This window comes from Humibacter ginsengiterrae (assembly GCF_054780115.1).
The window spans coordinates 1-16,645 of the sequence record NZ_BAAGWY010000016.1; the positions used below are offsets into that span (position 1 = coordinate 1).

Annotated in this window: 15 protein-coding genes and 1 pseudogene; 10 read left to right on the forward strand and 6 right to left on the reverse strand. The window is 67.6% G+C overall.

Annotation, left to right across the window (positions count from 1 at the left end; all coding sequences use genetic code 11):
- Positions 1–127, forward strand: a pseudogene (locus tag ACYVII_RS16085) (IS630 family transposase); the annotation flags it as partial.
- 61 nt (positions 128–188) lie between these two features.
- On the opposite strand, the gene purL reads toward ACYVII_RS16085, so the two are convergent.
- The gene (gene purL, locus ACYVII_RS16090) at positions 189–2,567 is read right to left on the reverse strand and encodes a phosphoribosylformylglycinamidine synthase subunit PurL (RefSeq protein ID WP_460536935.1); all 2,379 of its coding nucleotides are present in this window, start codon (positions 2,565–2,567) and stop codon (positions 189–191) included.
- A 675-nt stretch (positions 2,568–3,242) separates the two neighbouring features.
- Between purL and ACYVII_RS16095 the strand changes: the two genes are divergently transcribed.
- Positions 3,243–3,494, forward strand: a complete 252-nt coding sequence (locus ACYVII_RS16095; RefSeq protein WP_460536937.1) for a hypothetical protein — start codon at positions 3,243–3,245, stop codon at positions 3,492–3,494.
- A 161-nt stretch (positions 3,495–3,655) separates the two neighbouring features.
- Complete coding sequence (locus tag ACYVII_RS16100; protein WP_460536940.1) at positions 3,656–4,849, forward strand: mechanosensitive ion channel family protein; 1,194 nt, start codon at positions 3,656–3,658, stop codon at positions 4,847–4,849.
- Between the two features lie 46 nt (positions 4,850–4,895).
- Here ACYVII_RS16100 and ACYVII_RS16105 read toward each other — a convergent pair whose 3' ends face one another.
- Genes ACYVII_RS16105 through ACYVII_RS16115 form a run of 3 tightly spaced genes read right to left on the reverse strand, consistent with a single transcriptional unit; the run spans position 4,896 to position 6,377 of the window.
- On the reverse strand, positions 4,896–5,390 hold the full coding sequence (locus ACYVII_RS16105; RefSeq protein ID WP_460536942.1) for a hypothetical protein: 495 nt from the start codon (positions 5,388–5,390) through the stop codon (positions 4,896–4,898).
- 13 nt (positions 5,391–5,403) lie between these two features.
- Complete coding sequence (gene purQ / locus ACYVII_RS16110) at positions 5,404–6,102, reverse strand: phosphoribosylformylglycinamidine synthase subunit PurQ (RefSeq protein ID WP_460536944.1); 699 nt, start codon at positions 6,100–6,102, stop codon at positions 5,404–5,406.
- A complete protein-coding gene (locus ACYVII_RS16115; protein WP_460536946.1) occupies positions 6,102–6,377 on the reverse strand; it encodes a phosphoribosylformylglycinamidine synthase subunit PurS in 276 nt (91 codons plus the stop codon). Before ACYVII_RS16115 ends, purQ begins: the two co-directional genes overlap by 1 nt.
- A 216-nt stretch (positions 6,378–6,593) precedes the next feature.
- Here ACYVII_RS16115 and ACYVII_RS16120 point away from each other — a divergent pair, with 216 nt between their 5' ends.
- From ACYVII_RS16120 to ACYVII_RS16140, 5 genes are all read left to right on the forward strand, one after another.
- A complete protein-coding gene (locus ACYVII_RS16120; protein WP_460536948.1) occupies positions 6,594–7,736 on the forward strand; it encodes a mandelate racemase/muconate lactonizing enzyme family protein in 1,143 nt (380 codons plus the stop codon).
- Positions 7,733–8,404 carry a FadR/GntR family transcriptional regulator gene (locus ACYVII_RS16125; RefSeq protein WP_460536950.1) on the forward strand — a complete coding sequence of 224 codons (672 nt, stop codon included), beginning with the start codon at positions 7,733–7,735 and terminating at the stop codon, positions 8,402–8,404. Before ACYVII_RS16120 ends, ACYVII_RS16125 begins: the two co-directional genes overlap by 4 nt.
- Positions 8,405–8,527: 123 nt before the next feature.
- Entirely contained in the window at positions 8,528–9,925 is a 1,398-nt protein-coding gene (locus ACYVII_RS16130) for a PLP-dependent aminotransferase family protein (RefSeq protein WP_460536951.1), read from the forward strand.
- Between the two features lie 139 nt (positions 9,926–10,064).
- A complete protein-coding gene (locus tag ACYVII_RS16135; protein WP_460536953.1) occupies positions 10,065–10,619 on the forward strand; it encodes a PadR family transcriptional regulator in 555 nt (184 codons plus the stop codon).
- A 63-nt stretch (positions 10,620–10,682) separates the two neighbouring features.
- The gene (locus ACYVII_RS16140; RefSeq protein WP_460536955.1) at positions 10,683–12,191 is read left to right on the forward strand and encodes an efflux MFS transporter permease; all 1,509 of its coding nucleotides are present in this window, start codon (positions 10,683–10,685) and stop codon (positions 12,189–12,191) included.
- Between the two features lie 27 nt (positions 12,192–12,218).
- Here the strand turns inward: ACYVII_RS16140 and ACYVII_RS16145 are convergent, their stop codons facing one another.
- Positions 12,219–13,118, reverse strand: coding sequence for a VOC family protein (locus ACYVII_RS16145; protein ID WP_460536957.1), 900 nt, complete (start codon positions 13,116–13,118; stop codon positions 12,219–12,221).
- Between the two features lie 108 nt (positions 13,119–13,226).
- Positions 13,227–14,138, reverse strand: coding sequence for a phosphoribosylaminoimidazolesuccinocarboxamide synthase (locus ACYVII_RS16150; protein ID WP_460536959.1), 912 nt, complete (start codon positions 14,136–14,138; stop codon positions 13,227–13,229).
- Positions 14,139–14,587: 449 nt separating this feature from the next.
- Between ACYVII_RS16150 and ACYVII_RS16155 the strand changes: the two genes are divergently transcribed.
- The gene (locus ACYVII_RS16155) at positions 14,588–15,853 is read left to right on the forward strand and encodes an FAD-binding oxidoreductase (RefSeq protein WP_460536961.1); all 1,266 of its coding nucleotides are present in this window, start codon (positions 14,588–14,590) and stop codon (positions 15,851–15,853) included.
- A gap of 172 nt (positions 15,854–16,025) precedes the next feature.
- Entirely contained in the window at positions 16,026–16,631 is a 606-nt protein-coding gene (locus ACYVII_RS16160) for a hypothetical protein (protein ID WP_460536964.1), read from the forward strand.
- Positions 16,632–16,645: the final 14 nt, after the last annotated feature.

Below are 16,645 nucleotides of genomic sequence, written 5' to 3' on the forward strand. Positions count from 1 at the left end.
AGACCTCCGCGACTGGGTCACCGCCTGGAACGAGAACCCGAAACCGTTCATCTGGACCAAAACCGCCGAAGACATCCTCGACTCCATCGCCCGATACCTGAAACGAATTAACGGATCAGGACACTAGTGTCGGCGCATACACCTAGTGTCACCGCAGGACGGCCCCGCCGTCGGCCGTCCTGCGGACGCTATGCCCCCGGCGTGTAGTACTCCTGCGAGGCCGACTGGCCGACGACGGGGCCGAAGTGCTCCGCCAGCGTCGCCTGGTGGGATGCCCGCAGCTCCTCGAGCCCGACGGTGAAGACATCCTGCACCTCGAGAACCGGCTGCTCGCCGACCACCGCATCGGTCACGCCGATGCGCAGAACCGGGTAGTCGCGGCCCTCGCATAGGCCGCGGAACTTCACGTCGTCCTCGCGCGGAACGGACACGATGACGCGGCCGGTGGACTCGGAGAACAGGGCCGTCGCGGCATCCACTGCGTCGCGGTCCATGATCTCGGTCAGCCACACCCTCGCACCCACGCCGAAGCGCAGCACGCTCTCGGCCATCGCCTGCGCCAGCCCGCCGTCTGAGAGGTCGTGCGCCGAAGCGAGAAGGCTCTCCATGGAGGCCGCGTGCAGCAGCTCAGCGAGCCGCTTCTCCGCGTCAAGGTCGACCGACGGCGGACGCCCGCCGAGGTGCCCGTGCACGGTGCCCGCCCACGCGGACCCGTCGAGTTCTTCACGGGTGACTCCGAGCAGGTAGATGTTGTCGCCGGCATCCTGCCACCCGGACGGGACGCGCCGCGCCACGTCGTCGATCACGCCGAGCACGCCCGCGACCGTGGTCGGGAAGATCGGGGTAGACCCGGTCTGGTTGTAGAACGACACGTTGCCGCCGGTGACGGGGATGCCCAGCTCGAGGCAGGCATCCGAGAGCCCCTCGACCGCCTGCGAGAATTGCCACATCACCTCGGGGTTCTCCGGGGAGCCGAAGTTGAGGCAGTCGGTGACGGCCGCCGGGACGGCACCGGTGACGGCGACGTTGCGGTGCGCCTCCGCGAGGGCCAGGCGAGCGGCTTGGCGAGGGTCGAGCTGGCCGTATCGTCCATTGGCGTCGGTCGCGATCGCGAAGCCGAGGCCGCTCTTCTCGTCGACGCGGATCATCCCGCCGTCGTCGGGGAACGACAGCGCCGTGTTGCCGCCCACGTAGTAGTCGTACTGGTTGGTGATCCAGCTCTTGTCGGCGAGGTTCGGCGAGCCGACCAACGCGAGGAACTGGTCGCGCAGCTGCTCGCGCCCCTCCACGGTGGATGCCTCGGGCCGGGCGAGCGTGCTCGCCGAGTCCGCCTGCAGCGCGTCGATCCAGCTCGGATACGCGACCGGCCGATCGTACACCGGCCCGTCGACGGCCACCGTGCGCGGGTCGACGTCGACAATGCGCTCGCCGTGCCAGTCGATGATGAGCCGCCCCGTGTCGGTGACCTCACCGAGCACGCTGGTCTCGACATCCCACTTGCCGGTCACGGCGAGGAACGCGTCGAGCTTCTCGGGTGTGACGACCGCCATCATGCGCTCCTGCGACTCCGACATGAGGATCTCCTCGGCCGTGAGCGTGGGATCGCGCAGCAGCACGGCATCGAGCGAGATGTACATGCCGCCGTCGCCGTTGGAGGCGAGCTCGCTGGTCGCGCACGAGATGCCCGCGGCGCCGAGGTCTTGGATGCCCTCGACGAGCTTCTTCTGGAACAGCTCGAGGCAGCACTCGATGAGCACCTTCTCGGCGAACGGGTCGCCCACCTGCACGGCTGGCCGCTTCGTCGGGCCGCCCGACGCGAAGGTGTCGGACGCGAGAATGGATGCCCCGCCGATGCCGTCGCCGCCCGTTCGCGCCCCGAAGAGCACCACCTTGTTGCCCACCCCCGACGCGTTCGCCAGGTGCAGGTCTTCGTGCCGCAGCACGCCCACCGAGAGTGCGTTGACGAGCGGATTGCCCTGGTACACCGGGTCGAAGTATGTCTCGCCGCCGATGTTCGGCAGGCCGAGGCAGTTGCCGTAGAACGAGATGCCGCCGACCACGCCGTGCACCACGCGCGCGGTGTCGGCCTCGTCGATCTTGCCGAACCGCAGCTGGTCCATGACGGCGACCGGACGAGCGCCCATGGAGATGATGTCGCGTACGATGCCGCCGACTCCGGTCGCGGCGCCCTGGAACGGTTCGATGTAGCTCGGGTGGTTATGCGACTCGACCTTGAACGTGACCGCCCAGCCCTCGCCGACATCCACGACTCCGGCGTTCTCGCCGATGCCCACCATGAGGTTCTTCTTCATCTCGGGCGTGACCTTCTGCCCGAACTGCCGCAGGTACTTCTTGGAACTCTTGTACGAGCAGTGCTCGCTCCACATCACCGAGTACATGGCGAGCTCGCCACTGGTGGGCCGGCGGCCGAGGATCTCGCGGATGCGCGCGTACTCGTCGTCCTTCAGGCCGAGCGCCGCGTATGGCTGCTCCTTCTCCGGTGTCGCCGCGGCGTTCTCGACCGTGTCGAGCTGGCTGATGGATGCGGATGCCGGGGGCTCGGACAAGCGGCTGACTCCCTGTGTTTGAGCGTGCGCAGACGGGCGGCGCAGAACGCCCTCCAGTCTACCGGCGACTGAGGTGAGAGCTGAGAACGCTCGCGTTCTCAGCCGAGCCGATGGAGTCGGTGAGCGCCGCAGGCACGATACCGGCGACTGGGCCCACGGAGCGCGGGGCCCCGCGCGCCGCGTAGCGGCGGGTGGGGGAGCGACGGGGAAGGTGAGAGCTGAGAACGCTCGCGTTCTCAGCCGAGCCGATGGAGTCGGTGAGCGTTGCAGCGCGATACCGGCGACCCGATGGAGTCGGTGAGCGTTGCAGGCGCGATACCGGCGACGATGGAGTCGGTGAGCGCGGAGCCGCGACATCCGGGACCGCTACAGCGTCCCGTGAGCCGCCCACAGCTCGGCTGCGCGATCCGCAGCCCGATGGATCAGCTGAACAAGCTCCGGCCGCTCCGGCACCCGGAACGAGACGTATGCTCCTCGTCCCCCTGCCACCGGCCGGTGAGCGGCGAACTAGCATTGCGCCCGATTCGCACCGGCGAGGGTGGCGGCGGGCCCTGCCAGTTCCGAGGTGCGGACCATGTCCGCGACCGGCACTCCGGGCAGGTCGCCGCAGGTGATGCCGTCTCACCCAGTGGTCGGCGCTGTTATCTTCGGCGCGATCGGTATCACTGGCCCGCGGTGCAGTCACTCTCCGCGATCGATGCCGAAAATGTGTCGCATCAACGCCTGGATGTCGCGATCCACGTCGTCCAGTCTCTGACCGAACTGGTCGAATCTCATGTCGAGCCGCCGCACTTCGGAACGAACGACATGCACGAAGAGTGTCGACACGATGGTGAGCATGCCGAGGAAGCCGGCACTGAAAACGCCGATCATCGTCCAGGTCTGAGCCTCGGTCACAACCACACCTCCATTCTCCGCCTGATGTGATCGATGGTCCATCAACGCGACCCGCTGAAAAGCGTCGGGGCAAGCGTTTGATGAATACCCGACAATCAGGCGAATTGGGGAGGAACAGAGGTCGGCAAGGGACCTGTCAAGCCCCGCCGCTCGCCTTGCGGCCTCGAACGAGGCTGACGACCCTGGAACGCATGGCCGATCTGCACGGGTGGCTCCCGTTCGCCGTCGCCTGTCTCATCGCACTCGTCTCCGCGGTCGTCGTCACGGCCGTCATCGGAGCGATCGTGCGTGCGCTCGCCAAGCATCGGGAATGGGCACGGATGCTCGCCTCGCATCTGCGCGTCCCGTTCCGGCTGCTGCTGCTCGACATCCTGGCCTGGATCGCCGTGGCGGCGACGATACCGCGTCAGGTGCCACTGCCCACGGTGCAGACCGTGCACCACGTCTTCCTCATCGTGACCATCGCGCTCGGCGCGTGGTTCGCGGCGGCTCTCGTGATCTTCTTCGAAGACCTCGGACTCGCTCGCTACCGCCTCGATGTGCCCGACAACCGGTACGCACGGCGAGTGCGCACACAGGTGATGATCATCCGGCGGCTCACGATCGTGGCGGCCGTCGTCATCGCTCTCGGTGCCATCCTCCTCACGTTCCCCGGCGCGCGGGCGGCGGGCGCGAGCATCCTCGCGTCCGCCGGGCTGATCGGTGTGGTCGCCGGCATCGCGGCGCAGTCCTCGCTGGGCAACCTTTTCGCTGGCATGCAGCTCGCATTCAGTGGTGCGATCCGCATCGACGACGTCGTGGTGGTCAACAACCAGTGGGGTCGCATCGAGGAGATCACGCTCACCTACGTGGTCGTGCACCTGTGGGACGACCGGCGCATGGTCCTGCCCTCCACCTTCTTCACCACGCAGCCTTTCGAGAACTGGACGAGACGCAACAGCGAGCTACTGGGCGCCGTCGAGTTCGACCTCGACTGGCGGGTATCGCCGAGTGGGATGCGCAAGGAGCTGGACCGCATCCTGCGGAAGACCGAACTCTGGGATCACCGCACGTCCGTGCTGCAGGTGACGGATGCGGTCGGCGGGTACGTGCACGTGCGGGTGCTCGTGACGGCGAAGGATGCCCCGACACTCTTCGATCTGCGCTGTTACGTGCGCGAGAACCTCGTCGCGTGGATCCAGCGCGACGGCACCGCCGGACTGCCCCGCCAACGCGTGGAGCTGGTCGAGGCGGGCGGAATGGATGCCTCGCAACGCTCCCGTGCGGTCTCCGGCGACACCCTGTTCAGCGGCAGTTCCGATGGCGACAAGCGCGCATCGCAGTTCACCGACTCGATCCCGACAGTGCACAAGGACGATGACGCGAGCGGCGGAACCACGTCGTAGAGCGTGTGAATGCCGTCAGGCTCGGTGCCATGGCGACGACGAGTGGTCAGGCCCGGCGCGGCCGCGGGAACACCGAGCGCATGTGGTCGGAGTCGAGGTAGTCCGCCACACCGATCAGGATCAGGCTGAAGACGATCTGCTCCGTGACCATCCACAACGGGTACAGCCCGGGAATCGCGGCGAGCACGAGCGTGATCACGGGAAAGATCTTGCTGAACAGGCGAAGCCTCGAGTAGCCCCAGTAGTAGCCGAGGGACGCCCGCCACGCAAAGTAGAACAAGGTCGCGGTCATGCCGAGCACGACGACGGTGCGCATCCACACCGACCATTCGACCGGGATGCCGTCCGCCGCCAGCACGAGTGCCACGACGACCGCCGCGATTCCGATCGCGAACTCGAGCACGAGCAGCCAGGTGATCGCCACGAACGCGCGACGCGTTCGCGGATGCGTCAGAAGCTCGGCGTCGATGCGCACGTCGGCCTGACGACCACCTGCCACGCGATCGACGCGACGGAACAGCGGTTCGAAGCGGGCGAGCATCCGCTTCAGCACGTCATGCGGCAGCGGCCAGTGCCGCGATCGCCGAGGTGAAGAACGTGAGGCCGTCGACCCCTGAGCGCATTGCGGCCCGTGTGTCCGGACCGAAACCGGGCTCCGTCGCGTGCTCCGGGTGCGGCATGAGTCCCACGACGTTGCCGCGCTCGTTGCGGACGCCCGCGATGTCGTTCAGCGACCCGTTCGGGTTGACCTCGAGGTAGCGGAACGCCACGAGGCCCTCGCCCTCGAGCCGCTCGATGGTCTCGGCGGAGGCGACGTACTCGCCCTCGCCGTTCTTCAGCGGGATGACGATTTCCTGACCCTGCGCGAAGCCGTTCGTCCAGGCGGTGTCGGTATTCTCGACGCGCAGCTTCTGATCGCGGCGAATGAACGCGCCGTGGTCGTTGCGGATGAGCCCGCCAGGCAGCAGCCGCGCCTCGGCGAGCATCTGGAAGCCGTTGCAGATGCCGAGCACGGGCATCCCCTTGTTCGCGGCGTCGACGACCTCGCTCATGATCGGCGAGAGGCTGGCGATCGCTCCGCAGCGCAGGTAGTCGCCGTAGCTGAACCCGCCGGGAAGCACGAGCGCGTCCACACCGCTCAGGTCGTGCTCGCCGTGCCACAGGGCGACGGCCTCGGCGCCCGCCGCCCGCACGGCCCGCTGGGCGTCCCGGTCGTCGAGCGACCCGGGGAACGTGATCACGCCGATCCGCATCAGGCGACCTCGACGATCCCGACCGGCGAGTCTTCGACCACGTGCACGCCGACGACGTCTTCGATCACGCCGTTGGAGAGCACCTCCTCGGCGATCTCGCGAACGGATGCCAGCAACTCGTCGGTGACTTGCGTCTCCGTCGTGAGTTCGAAGCGCTTGCCTTGCCGCACGTCGAACGCGCCGCGGCCGGTGCGGGCCAGGGCTGCCGCGATGGCCTTCCCCTGCGGGTCGAGCAACTCTGCCTTCGGCATGACGTCGACAACGATGGTGGGCACGGCGTACTCCCTGCATTCTTCAGCGGTGGATGCCTCGATTCTACCGGCGACTGATGCGAGGCATAGCGAGCTCGCTCGTTCTGCCGAGCCGATGGAGCCGGCCCCGCGCGCGAACCGAACCCGGGAACCGGGCGGGTTCGCAATCTCGACAACGGAACGGATGCGAGTTGCACAAGCTGTAAGACATGAACTGGATCTGTCTGATAGATTGCGCTCATGTCCTACGTGCCCGACGCCATCCGCACCATCAGGCTCTCCACGTTGCGGCTGCCGCTGCCGACTCCGATCTCGGACGCCAAGGTGTTCACCGGCAGGCAGAAGCCGATGACAGAGGTCGTGTTCCTGATCGCCGAGATCGAGACGGAGCAGGGCTTCTCCGGGCATGGCTTCAGCTACTCGAAACGCGCAGGTGGTCCTGCGCAGTACGCGCACGCCCGCGAGGTGGCGGGCACGGCCATCGGCGAGGATCCCAACGACATCGCCAAGCTCTACACGAAGCTCCTGTGGGCGGGAGCATCCGTCGGTCGCTCGGGCGTCGCAACGCAGGCGCTCGCCGCGATTGACATCGCGCTGTACGACCTGAAGGCCAGGCGTGCCGGGCTCCCGCTCGCGAAGCTGCTCGGCGCCCACCGCGATTCCGTTCGCACCTACAACACGTCCGGCGGCTTCCTCAACGCGTCGATCCAGGACGTGCTCGAACGCGCGTCGCGGTCGATCGAGGAAGGCATCGGCGGCGTGAAGATCAAGGTCGGCCTGCCCGACGGCGAGGAGGATCTCGGCCGGGTCCGGGCCGTCCGCGAGCATCTCGGCGAAGACATCCCGCTCATGGTCGACGCCAACCAGCAGTGGGACCGCGCGACAGCCCTGCGCATGGGTCGCCGGCTCGAGGAGTTCGATCTCACCTGGATCGAGGAGCCTCTGGATGCCTACGACGCCGAGGGTCACGCCGACCTGGCACGCGCGCTCGACACCCCGATCGCGACGGGCGAGATGCTCGCCTCAGTGGCCGAGCATGAGCGGCTGATCGCGGCGCGAGCCTGCGACATCCTGCAGCCGGATGCCCCGCGCATCGGCGGCATCACGCAGTACCTCCGGCTCATGACCCTCGCCGACCAGGCCGGGTTGGATGTCGCACCGCACTTCGCGATGGAGATCCACCTGCACCTCGCGGCCTGCTACCCGCGCGAGACCTGGGTGGAGCACTTCGACTGGCTCGACCCGTTGTTCGAGGAGCGGCTCGACACGCGCGACGGGCGGATGCTCGTGCCCGAGCGCCCGGGACTCGGCATCACGTTCACCGGGCAGGCCCGCGCCTGGACCACCGAGTCCGTGACGATCGACGCCGCCGGGGAGCGATGAGCACCTCGCGCGCGGAGCAGATCGCCAGGGCGATCGGCGACCGCATCGTCGCGGGCGACATCGCTCCCGGGGAGCGGCTGCCGAGCGAGGGCGGGCTCGTCGAGGAGTTCGCTGCCAGCCGCACGGTCGTGCGTGAGGCGCTCCAGCGCCTGCAGTCCCGCGGCCTGGTCCGCACCAGGGTCGGCTCGGGCAGCTACGCGCTCACGCCGCCGGCGCCGGTCGCCGGGGACGACTGGCTCGCTGCGCGCGACGAGACAGAGCGCGACGAGCTGCATGCATTCCGTATCGCGATCGAGTCGGAGGCGTCGGCGCTCTCGGCCAGGTACGCCACCGACGGCGATCTCGCGACGATCGACGCCGCCCTGGCTGCGCTGGAAGGCGCGACTCTTCCCGCCGAGACCGTCGACGCCGACTTCGCGTTCCACAGGGGCGTCGCGGCGGCATCCGGGAACCGCTACCTTCTTGCGGCGCTTGAAAGGCTCGGCCCTCGTGCGCTCGTCCTGCCGCCCGCCCGCATCGCCAGCGCCCCGCGCAACGAGGCGGATGCCGCCGCGGTGCTCGCCGAACACCGCGCGATCGCCGCCGCGGTAAGGCTCGGCGACCCGCTCGCGGCGGCGGCGTCCATGCGGGCGCACCTGACGGCATCCGCTGTCCGCCGGGGCCACTGAGCTCGAGCACGTCATCGTTGCCGCTGAAGACCCGTTCAACCTTCTGCGCTGACGTGCAGCGCGCGCATACCGTGGGTCGAGGATGCCGGCGCATCCGCGATGCAGGCATCCGAAAGGTGTGCGATGAAGAAGTTCGAGCAGGGACACAAGTCGGAAGAACTGGACACAGTCGAGTTGAATCCGCTGTTCAGCAGGGCCGGTGAGGCGACGGAGTTCCCGCGCAATCGCATCCCGAGGTCGGAGACCTTGCCCGAGACGGCCTACCAGGTCGTGCACGACGAGGCCATGCTCGACGGCAACGCGCGGCTCAACCTGGCGACCTTCGTCGGCACCTGGATGGACGATCATGCGTCTCGCCTCTACCTCGAGTCGGCAGACAAGAACATGATCGACAAGGACGAGTACCCGCAGACCGCCGCGATCGAACAACGCTGCTGGCGGATGCTGGCCGACCTGTGGAATGCGCCCGAACCGTCGCGCGCGATCGGCACCTCGACGATCGGCTCGTCGGAGGCATGCATGCTCGGCGGGCTGGCGCTCAAGCGACGCTGGCAGCACGCGAGAAAGGCCGCAGGGAAACCCGCGGACAAGCCGAATCTCGTACTGAGTTCCGCCGTGCAGGTGTGCTGGGAGAAGTTCTGCAACTACTGGGACGTCGAGCCGCGCTTCGTTCCGATCTCGCTCGACCACAAGACCATGGACGGCCACGACCTCGAGACGTACGTCGACGAGAACACGATCGGCGTGGTCGCGATCATGGGCGTCACCTACACAGGCATGTACGAGCCGGTGAAGCAGATCTCCGACGCGCTGGATGCCATCCAGGCGAAGACCGGGCTGGACATCCCGATCCACGTGGACGGCGCATCCGGAGCCATGATCGCGCCGTTCCTGCAGCCCGACCTCGAGTGGGACTTCAGGGTGAAGCGGGTCGCTTCGATCAACACGTCGGGCCACAAGTACGGGCTCGTGTATCCGGGGCTCGGCTGGATCGTCTGGCGCGAGGAGTCGCTGCTGCCGGACGACCTCGTGTTCAAGGTGTCGTACCTAGGCGGCGAGATGCCCACGTTCGCTCTCAACTTCTCCCGCCCGGGCGCCCAGGTGCTGCTGCAGTACTACAACTTCCTGCGGCTCGGATACGAGGGGTACCGCCGGGTGCAGCGGTCGTCGCGCGACGTCGCTCTGTACCTCTCCGAGCAGATCGCCAAGCTCGCGCCGTTCGAGTTGTGGACCGACGGCTCCGACATCCCGGTCATGGCCTGGCAGCTGAAAGACGGCTACACCGACAAGTGGACGCTCTATGACCTGACGGAGTCGCTACGCACGAACGGGTGGCTCGTGCCGGCGTATCCCATGCCGGAGTCGCTCACCTCGCTCACCGTGGCGCGCGTGGTCGTGCGCAACGGACTGTCGCGAGACCTCGCCGCCGGACTCCTCGAAGACATCAAGACGCACGTGCGCGACCTCGAGCGGCTGGATGCTCCGCTGCCGCACCGCAAACGCGTCGCATTCCACCACTGACTCGCACCGTGAGTGACGGGCGCCAGGGCGCCCACCGAGAACGGGCTTGCGTCGTGACCTATTCCGCGCGTAATATTCCACACGGAATAATCACCACGGGGCAATCCCGAGCTGCGCGAGAACGGAAGGAGGATCGCGGATGTCGTCACTGACGCCCCTGGGGATCGCGATCCTCGGTCTGCTGCTCGAGCGGCCCATGCATCCGTACGAGATGTTCCAGACCTTCGTCGCCCGCTCGGAGGACCACATCGTGAAGGTGCGGCCCGGCTCGCTGTACCACACGGTCGAACGGCTCGAGCGGGACAGTCTCATCAGGTCGACGGGCACCGAGCGCGAGGGCAACCGGCCAGAGCGCACGACCTACGAGATCACCGACGCCGGCCACGACCGCATGCTCGAGCGCATCACCGAGATGCTGTCCACGTGGAAGAACGAGTACCCCGAGTTCCCACTCGCGCTCGCCGAGGCGCACAACCTGCCGCGCGACACGGTCATCCGGCTGCTGCAGAAACGCGTGCTCGCCCTTCACGGTCAGCTCGAGGTCGTCGGCCGGGCGGTCGACCAGGTCGAGGGCAAGAACCTCGAGCGCAAGTTCTGGCTCGAGGCGTCGTACCTCAGGGCGCTGTTCGAGGCCGAAACCGTCTGGGTCGAGGGCCTCATCACAGAACTCAAGAACGAAACCATCGACTGGTAGCAGTCGATTCACGGATGCCTCACGCGTCGAAATGACGGTGGCATCGATTAGAACGGACCCCTCATGGAAAAGCAGAGAAGTCCCTGGCCCGCGCTCTGGGCGCTGGTCATCGGATTCTTCATGATCCTGGTCGACACGACCATCGTGTCAGTGGCCAACCCGAAGATCATGGAAGGCCTGAAGACTGACATCAACTCGGTCATCTGGGTCACCAGTGCGTACCTGCTCGCGTACGCCGTGCCGCTGCTCGTCACCGGCCGACTGGGCGACAGGTTCGGCCCGAAGAACATCTACCTGATCGGCCTCGTGCTGTTTACCGGCGCGTCGCTCTGGTGCGGCCTCTCCGGCTCGATCGAGCTGCTCATCACGGCCCGCGTCGTGCAGGGCCTTGGCGCCGCGCTCATGACGCCGCAGACGATGGCCGTCATCACCCGCACGTTCCCGCCGAACCGCCGCGGCGCGGCCATGGGCCTGTGGGGCGCGACCGCCGGTGTCGCCACGCTGGTCGGACCCATCGTCGGCGGCCTCCTCGTCGATGGGTTCGGCTGGGAGTGGATCTTCTTCATCAACGTGCCCGTCGGCGTCATCGCCTTCGTCATGGCCGTGATCCTGGTGCCGAAGCTGCCGACGCATCCGCATCGGTTCGACATCCTCGGCGTCGTACTCAGCGCCATCGGTATGTTCCTCGTGGTCTTCGGCATCCAGGAGGGAGAGAAGTACGACTGGGGCACCATCACGGGACCCATCACCGTGTGGGGGATGATCATTGCGGGCATCGTCGTGCTGGCAGGTTTCGTCGCCTGGCAGGCACTCAACAAGGGCGAACCCCTGCTGCCGCTCGGCCTCTTCCGAGACCGCAACTTCTCGCTCGCGAACCTCGCGATCAGCTCGGTCGGGTTCACGGTGACGAGCATGGCCCTGCCGCTGATCTTCTTCGCGCAGCTTGTGTACGGCTTCACCCCGACGCAGTCCGCGCTGCTGATGGTTCCGATGGCCGTGTTGTCCGGTGTGCTGGCGCCCTTCGTCGGCCGCCTGGTCGACCGCGTGCATCCGCGATACCTGGCCTTCGCCGGTCTCTTCATGATGGCGCTCGGGCTGGCCTGGTACGCGACCTGGATGGACCCGGACGTCAACCTGTGGCCACGCCTCCTCCTTCCGAGCGCGCTTCTCGGCCTCGCGAATGCATTCATCTGGTCGCCGCTCTCGGCCACTGCTACGCACAATCTCTCGCCGCGTCAGGCCGGAGCCGGCGCCGGCGTCTACAACACCACCCGCCAGATCGGCGGCGTGCTCGGAAGTGCGGCGATCGCAGCGCTCATCGAGAGCAGGCTGACCGCGAATGGCCTGCACTCCACGTCATCCGGCGCACAGTTCAGCGGCTCCAAGCTGCCCGCGTTCGTACAGCAGCCGTTCACGGATGCGATGGCCCAGTCGATCCTGCTCCCGGCGGCGGTCGCTCTGCTCGGCGCCATCGTCGTACTGTTCTTTGTTCGTCCGAAGGACAACGGCCAGTGGTCGGCCACGCAGGGCACGCCGGTGGTGAACCGGGCGCCGGAGCCCGTCGACCGCTGAGTTCCGCGACTGCGGGCTGGGTCGGCCTCAGCCCGCAGTCGCCGTCGTCAGACGGATGGCGTTCGCCCACGGATCCTCAAACGCGACCGACTGCCCGTCGTCGCGCACCTGGATGCCGTGGTGCGACATCCGCTCGGCCACCGAGCCGAGTTCATCCGTCGAGGGCAGCACGATGTCGACGCGACCGAGGCCCAATGCCGGCGCCCGGCGGCTCGCGCCGGCGCTGCGCCAGGTGTTCATCGCCATGTGGTGGTGGTAGCCGCCGGCGCTGACGAACAGCGCGGATCCGCCGAGTTCCGCCGTGGTCGCGAAGCCGAGGCGATTCACATAGAACTCGCGAGCGGACGCGACGTCGCCGACCGAGAGATGCACATGGCCGACGGTCGCGCCGCCGATCACCGGTTCCGCCATGGCCTCCTCGGTGAGGTTCTGCTGCAGGAACAGGTTCGGGTCGAGGAACAGGGTGTCCATCTCGATGCGGCCGTGCGTCCAGCTCCACTCGGTGCGGTCGCGGTCCCAGTACAGCTCGACCCCGTTGCCCTCGGGGTCGTCGAAGTAGAAGGCCTGACTCACCAGGTGGTCGGAGCTCCCGGTGAACGTGCCGGGAGCGTGCGCGGCGACGGAGTAGACCGCGGCGGCGAGCGCCGCGCGTGACTCGAACAGGATCGCCGTGTGGAACAGCCCGGCAGATCGGGGAGCGGCTCGGTGCAGTTCCGGGCTGTACTGGAGCACGATCACCGGAGTCGTCCCACGGCCGAGCACCACCTGCTCGCCATCGGCCGACAGCACGCGGAGGGTGACGGCATCGCGGTAGTAGGCCGTCATCGCGTCCAGATCGCCGACGAGCAGCGTCACGGCACCCATCGCCGTGTCATCGGCGAGGCGGTCCAAGTTGCGGTCGTCGGTCATGCGCACTGAAACGCTCATGCGTATGCATGTATTCCGCGATGTCGCGCGCTCAGCCTGTGATCGCGGCTTCGCCGCTCAACAGACTCAATCGGCGTGGTTGCGAAAGCGAGCTTTCGCAACCACGCCTCAATCGCCTGTGATGCGCTCCAGCAGCTCGCGGTAGCGGGCGGCGGTGCGCTGCACCACGTCGTCGGGCAGCACGGGCGGGTTGCCCGTTTTGTCCCAATGCGCGCTCAGCCAGTCGCGCACGATCTGCTTGTCGAAGCTCGCCATGCGCTCGGCAGGAGTGGCGCCGGTGCGCCATGCTCCGGCATCCCAGTACCGGCTGGAGTCGCTGGTGAGCACCTCGTCGGCGATGGTCAGCTCGCCGGTGTGCCTGTCTGCACCGAACTCGAACTTGGTGTCTGCGAGGATCAGCCCGCGCTCCTCCGCGATGGCGGATGCCCGCCGGTACACCTCGAAGGATGCGTCGCGAAGCTGCGCCGCGGCATCCGCCCCGACCAGTTCGGCCGTGCGTTCGAAGCTGATGTTCTCGTCGTGCTCCCCCTGCGGAGCCTTGAACGCGGGCGTGTAGATGGGCTCCGGAAGGCGATCGCCGTTCTGCAGCCCGGCGGGCAGCGACACCCCGCAGACGCTCTGCGATTGCTGGTATTCGGCCCATCCGCTGCCGGTGAGGTAGCCGCGCACGACGCACTCGATGGGGTACATCGTGAGCGGTTTCACGAGCATGGCGCGGCTGGCGACCTCGGCCGGGATGCGCTCGACTCCATCGAGCGTGCGGTCGGCGACGAGGTGGTTCGGCACATCGGCGAGGCGGTCGAACCACCACAAGGACAGCGTCGTCAGCAGCTCGCCCTTGCTCGGAATGCCGGGCTCGAGCACGAAGTCGAAGGCGCTCACCCGGTCGCTCGCGACGACCAGAAGGGCATCCGCGGCCTCGATGGATGCCGCCGCCTGCGGAATGTAAAGGTCGCGGACTTTGCCCGAGTACGCGTGAGTCCAGCCGGGAAGCGCCGCCGTGCTCGATGTCGTCGTCACTTCTCAATCGTATGGGCGATTGAGGTGAGAGCGCCGCGAGCTTGCTCGCGGGGCCGAACCGATTGAGCCCGTGAGTGGCACCGCCGCGATATGGGCGATTGAGGTGAGAGCGCCGCGAGCTTGCTCGCGGGGCCGAACCGATTGAGCCCGTGAGTGGCACCGCTGCGATATGGGCGATTGAGGTGAGAGCGCCGCGAGCTTGCTCGCGGGGCCGAACCGATTGAGCCCGTGAGTGGCACCGCCGCGATAGGGCGATCGAGAAGCGCTTCGTGCTCAGCCCAGGTCGGATGGAAATATGGACTCCTGATGTCGCTCCAGCCGCGTGAAGCGACAATTCCGGTCCACTATTCGTGGATGTGACCGTCGGCGGTCGCAGTCGAGCGCCGACGTAGGGCACAATTGTTCTTGCTAACAACAAATGCGTATCGATTGCGATGAGGAGAGGCGACGTGGCCGAATCGGCAGGCACCAACTGGGCGGGCAACTACGCGTACCGGGCGAGCGAGGTGGTGCATCCAGCATCCGTCGAGGCGGTGCAGAAGGCCGTGCGCGATGCTGTCGCTGCTGGCGGACGCGTTCGCGCGCTCGGCACCCGGCACTGCTTCAACGACATCGCCGACACCACGGGCGACCTGATCGCGATGACGGCGCTGCCGCCGCGCTACGAGCTCGACGAGGCAGAGCGCACCGTGACGGTGTCCGGCGGCACCCGTTACGGCGACGTCGCCGAGCAGCTGGATGCCAGTGGCTGGGCCCTGCCGAACCTCGCGTCCCTGCCGCACATCTCCGTGGCAGGAGCGATCGCCACCGCGACGCACGGGTCAGGGGATCGCAACCAGAACCTCGCCGCGATGGTTCGCGGCATCGAGTTCGTCGACGGCACGGGCGAGCTGCGCACTCTGCACCGCGGAGACGAGGACTTCGCGGGCGCCGTGGTCGGCATCGGCGCGCTCGGCCTCGTGACCGCCGTCACTCTCGACGTCGTGCCGACGTTCGACGTCGCCCAGACCGTTTACGACGGGCTGGACTGGCCGACCGTTCTGGAGAACTTCGACGCCATCACTTCCGCTTCGTACAGCGTGAGCATGTTCACCGGCTGGGTGGGCGGCGTGCAGCAGGTGTGGCTCAAGCGGGCCGTGACGGATGACTCAACCCCAGCTCCCGAGACGTTCTTCGGAAGCGCGCGCGCGACCGAGAAGAGGCATCCGCTTCCGGGAGTCGACGCGACGGCGTGCACCGACCAGTTCGGCGTGCCAGGGCCGTGGTACGACCGCCTTCCGCACTTCAAGCTCGCGTTCACCCCGTCGAACGGCGAGGAGATCCAGAGCGAATACCTCGTGCCGCGCGAGCGTGCCGTCGACGCACTTCGGGCGGTGCTCTCGCTCGCCGAGCAGATCGCGCCCATGCTGCAGGTGACCGAACTGCGCACGGTCGCCGCCGACGATCTGTGGCTGAGCTCCGCATACGAGCGCGACGTGCTGGGCATCCACTTCACCTGGAAGCGCGACCAGGCAGGCGTCGAGGCTGTGCTCCCCGCGATCGAGGATGCCCTGTTCCCGCTGGGCGCCCGGCCGCACTGGGGCAAGCTGTTCCTTGACACGCACGGCGTTATCCCGTCGCTGTATCCGCGGTTCGAGGACTTCCGCGCCCTCGTGGCGAAGTACGACCCGCACCGCGTCTTCCGCAACGCCTACCTCGACCGCCTCCTGGGCTGAGGCGGCACGGAAACGACGAGCGAGCACGCAACGCACGAGGCACCACGGAAACGACGTCTATTGCGTGCACGATCGTGCGTGGCGTGCTCGTTCGTCCGTAGCGTGGTAGCTGGCCGACCGTGCCGGCGCGAGCCGACGACGGCGATTCGGGGCGTATGACGTGGAGGAGCGGGTGACCGGGCAGGAGCGGAACGCAGTGTCGGCGGCGGATGAGGCGGCCGTCGCGCGGGTATGCGCTGCGCTCACGGATGCTGCCGCACGTCTCGCTGCCGCCGGGGCACGCACCGAAGCGCTCGCCGAGTACGTGCCGCCGTCACGCGTGCTGCTCGTGCCGCGTCCCGAGCGGTTGCGCCCACTGGGCAGCGCGTGGCGACTGGGAGTGCTGCTGCTCATGGCCGAAGGGGCGGATGACTCGCACAGTTCCACGCCCACGGCCGGCGAGGCACCAATGCGTCTGCCCGCCCTCTTCGCGACCGGATCCCTCACGCGCGCCCATGAACCGGGCCGCACAACGTTCATCGCGGCATCCGCCGAGCGACGCCGCCAGCTGCGCGTCGCTGCGTTCCGCGGTCACTACCCGCCGGGAACGAGCGTGAACTTCGACGCGGCGCCCATACCGCTCGATTCGAGCCTGGTGGGAGCACCCGGCCCGCTCACCGTGCGCGACGGCGACGCCTTCGTGCGCTGGGTCCCGTCGAACCCGGACGCGCTCACTGGCTTCGACGCATACCTCGCCGAACGAGTCGCCCTGCTGGTGGACCCGCCCCAGGGCGCATAGCGGCCGTGATGCGC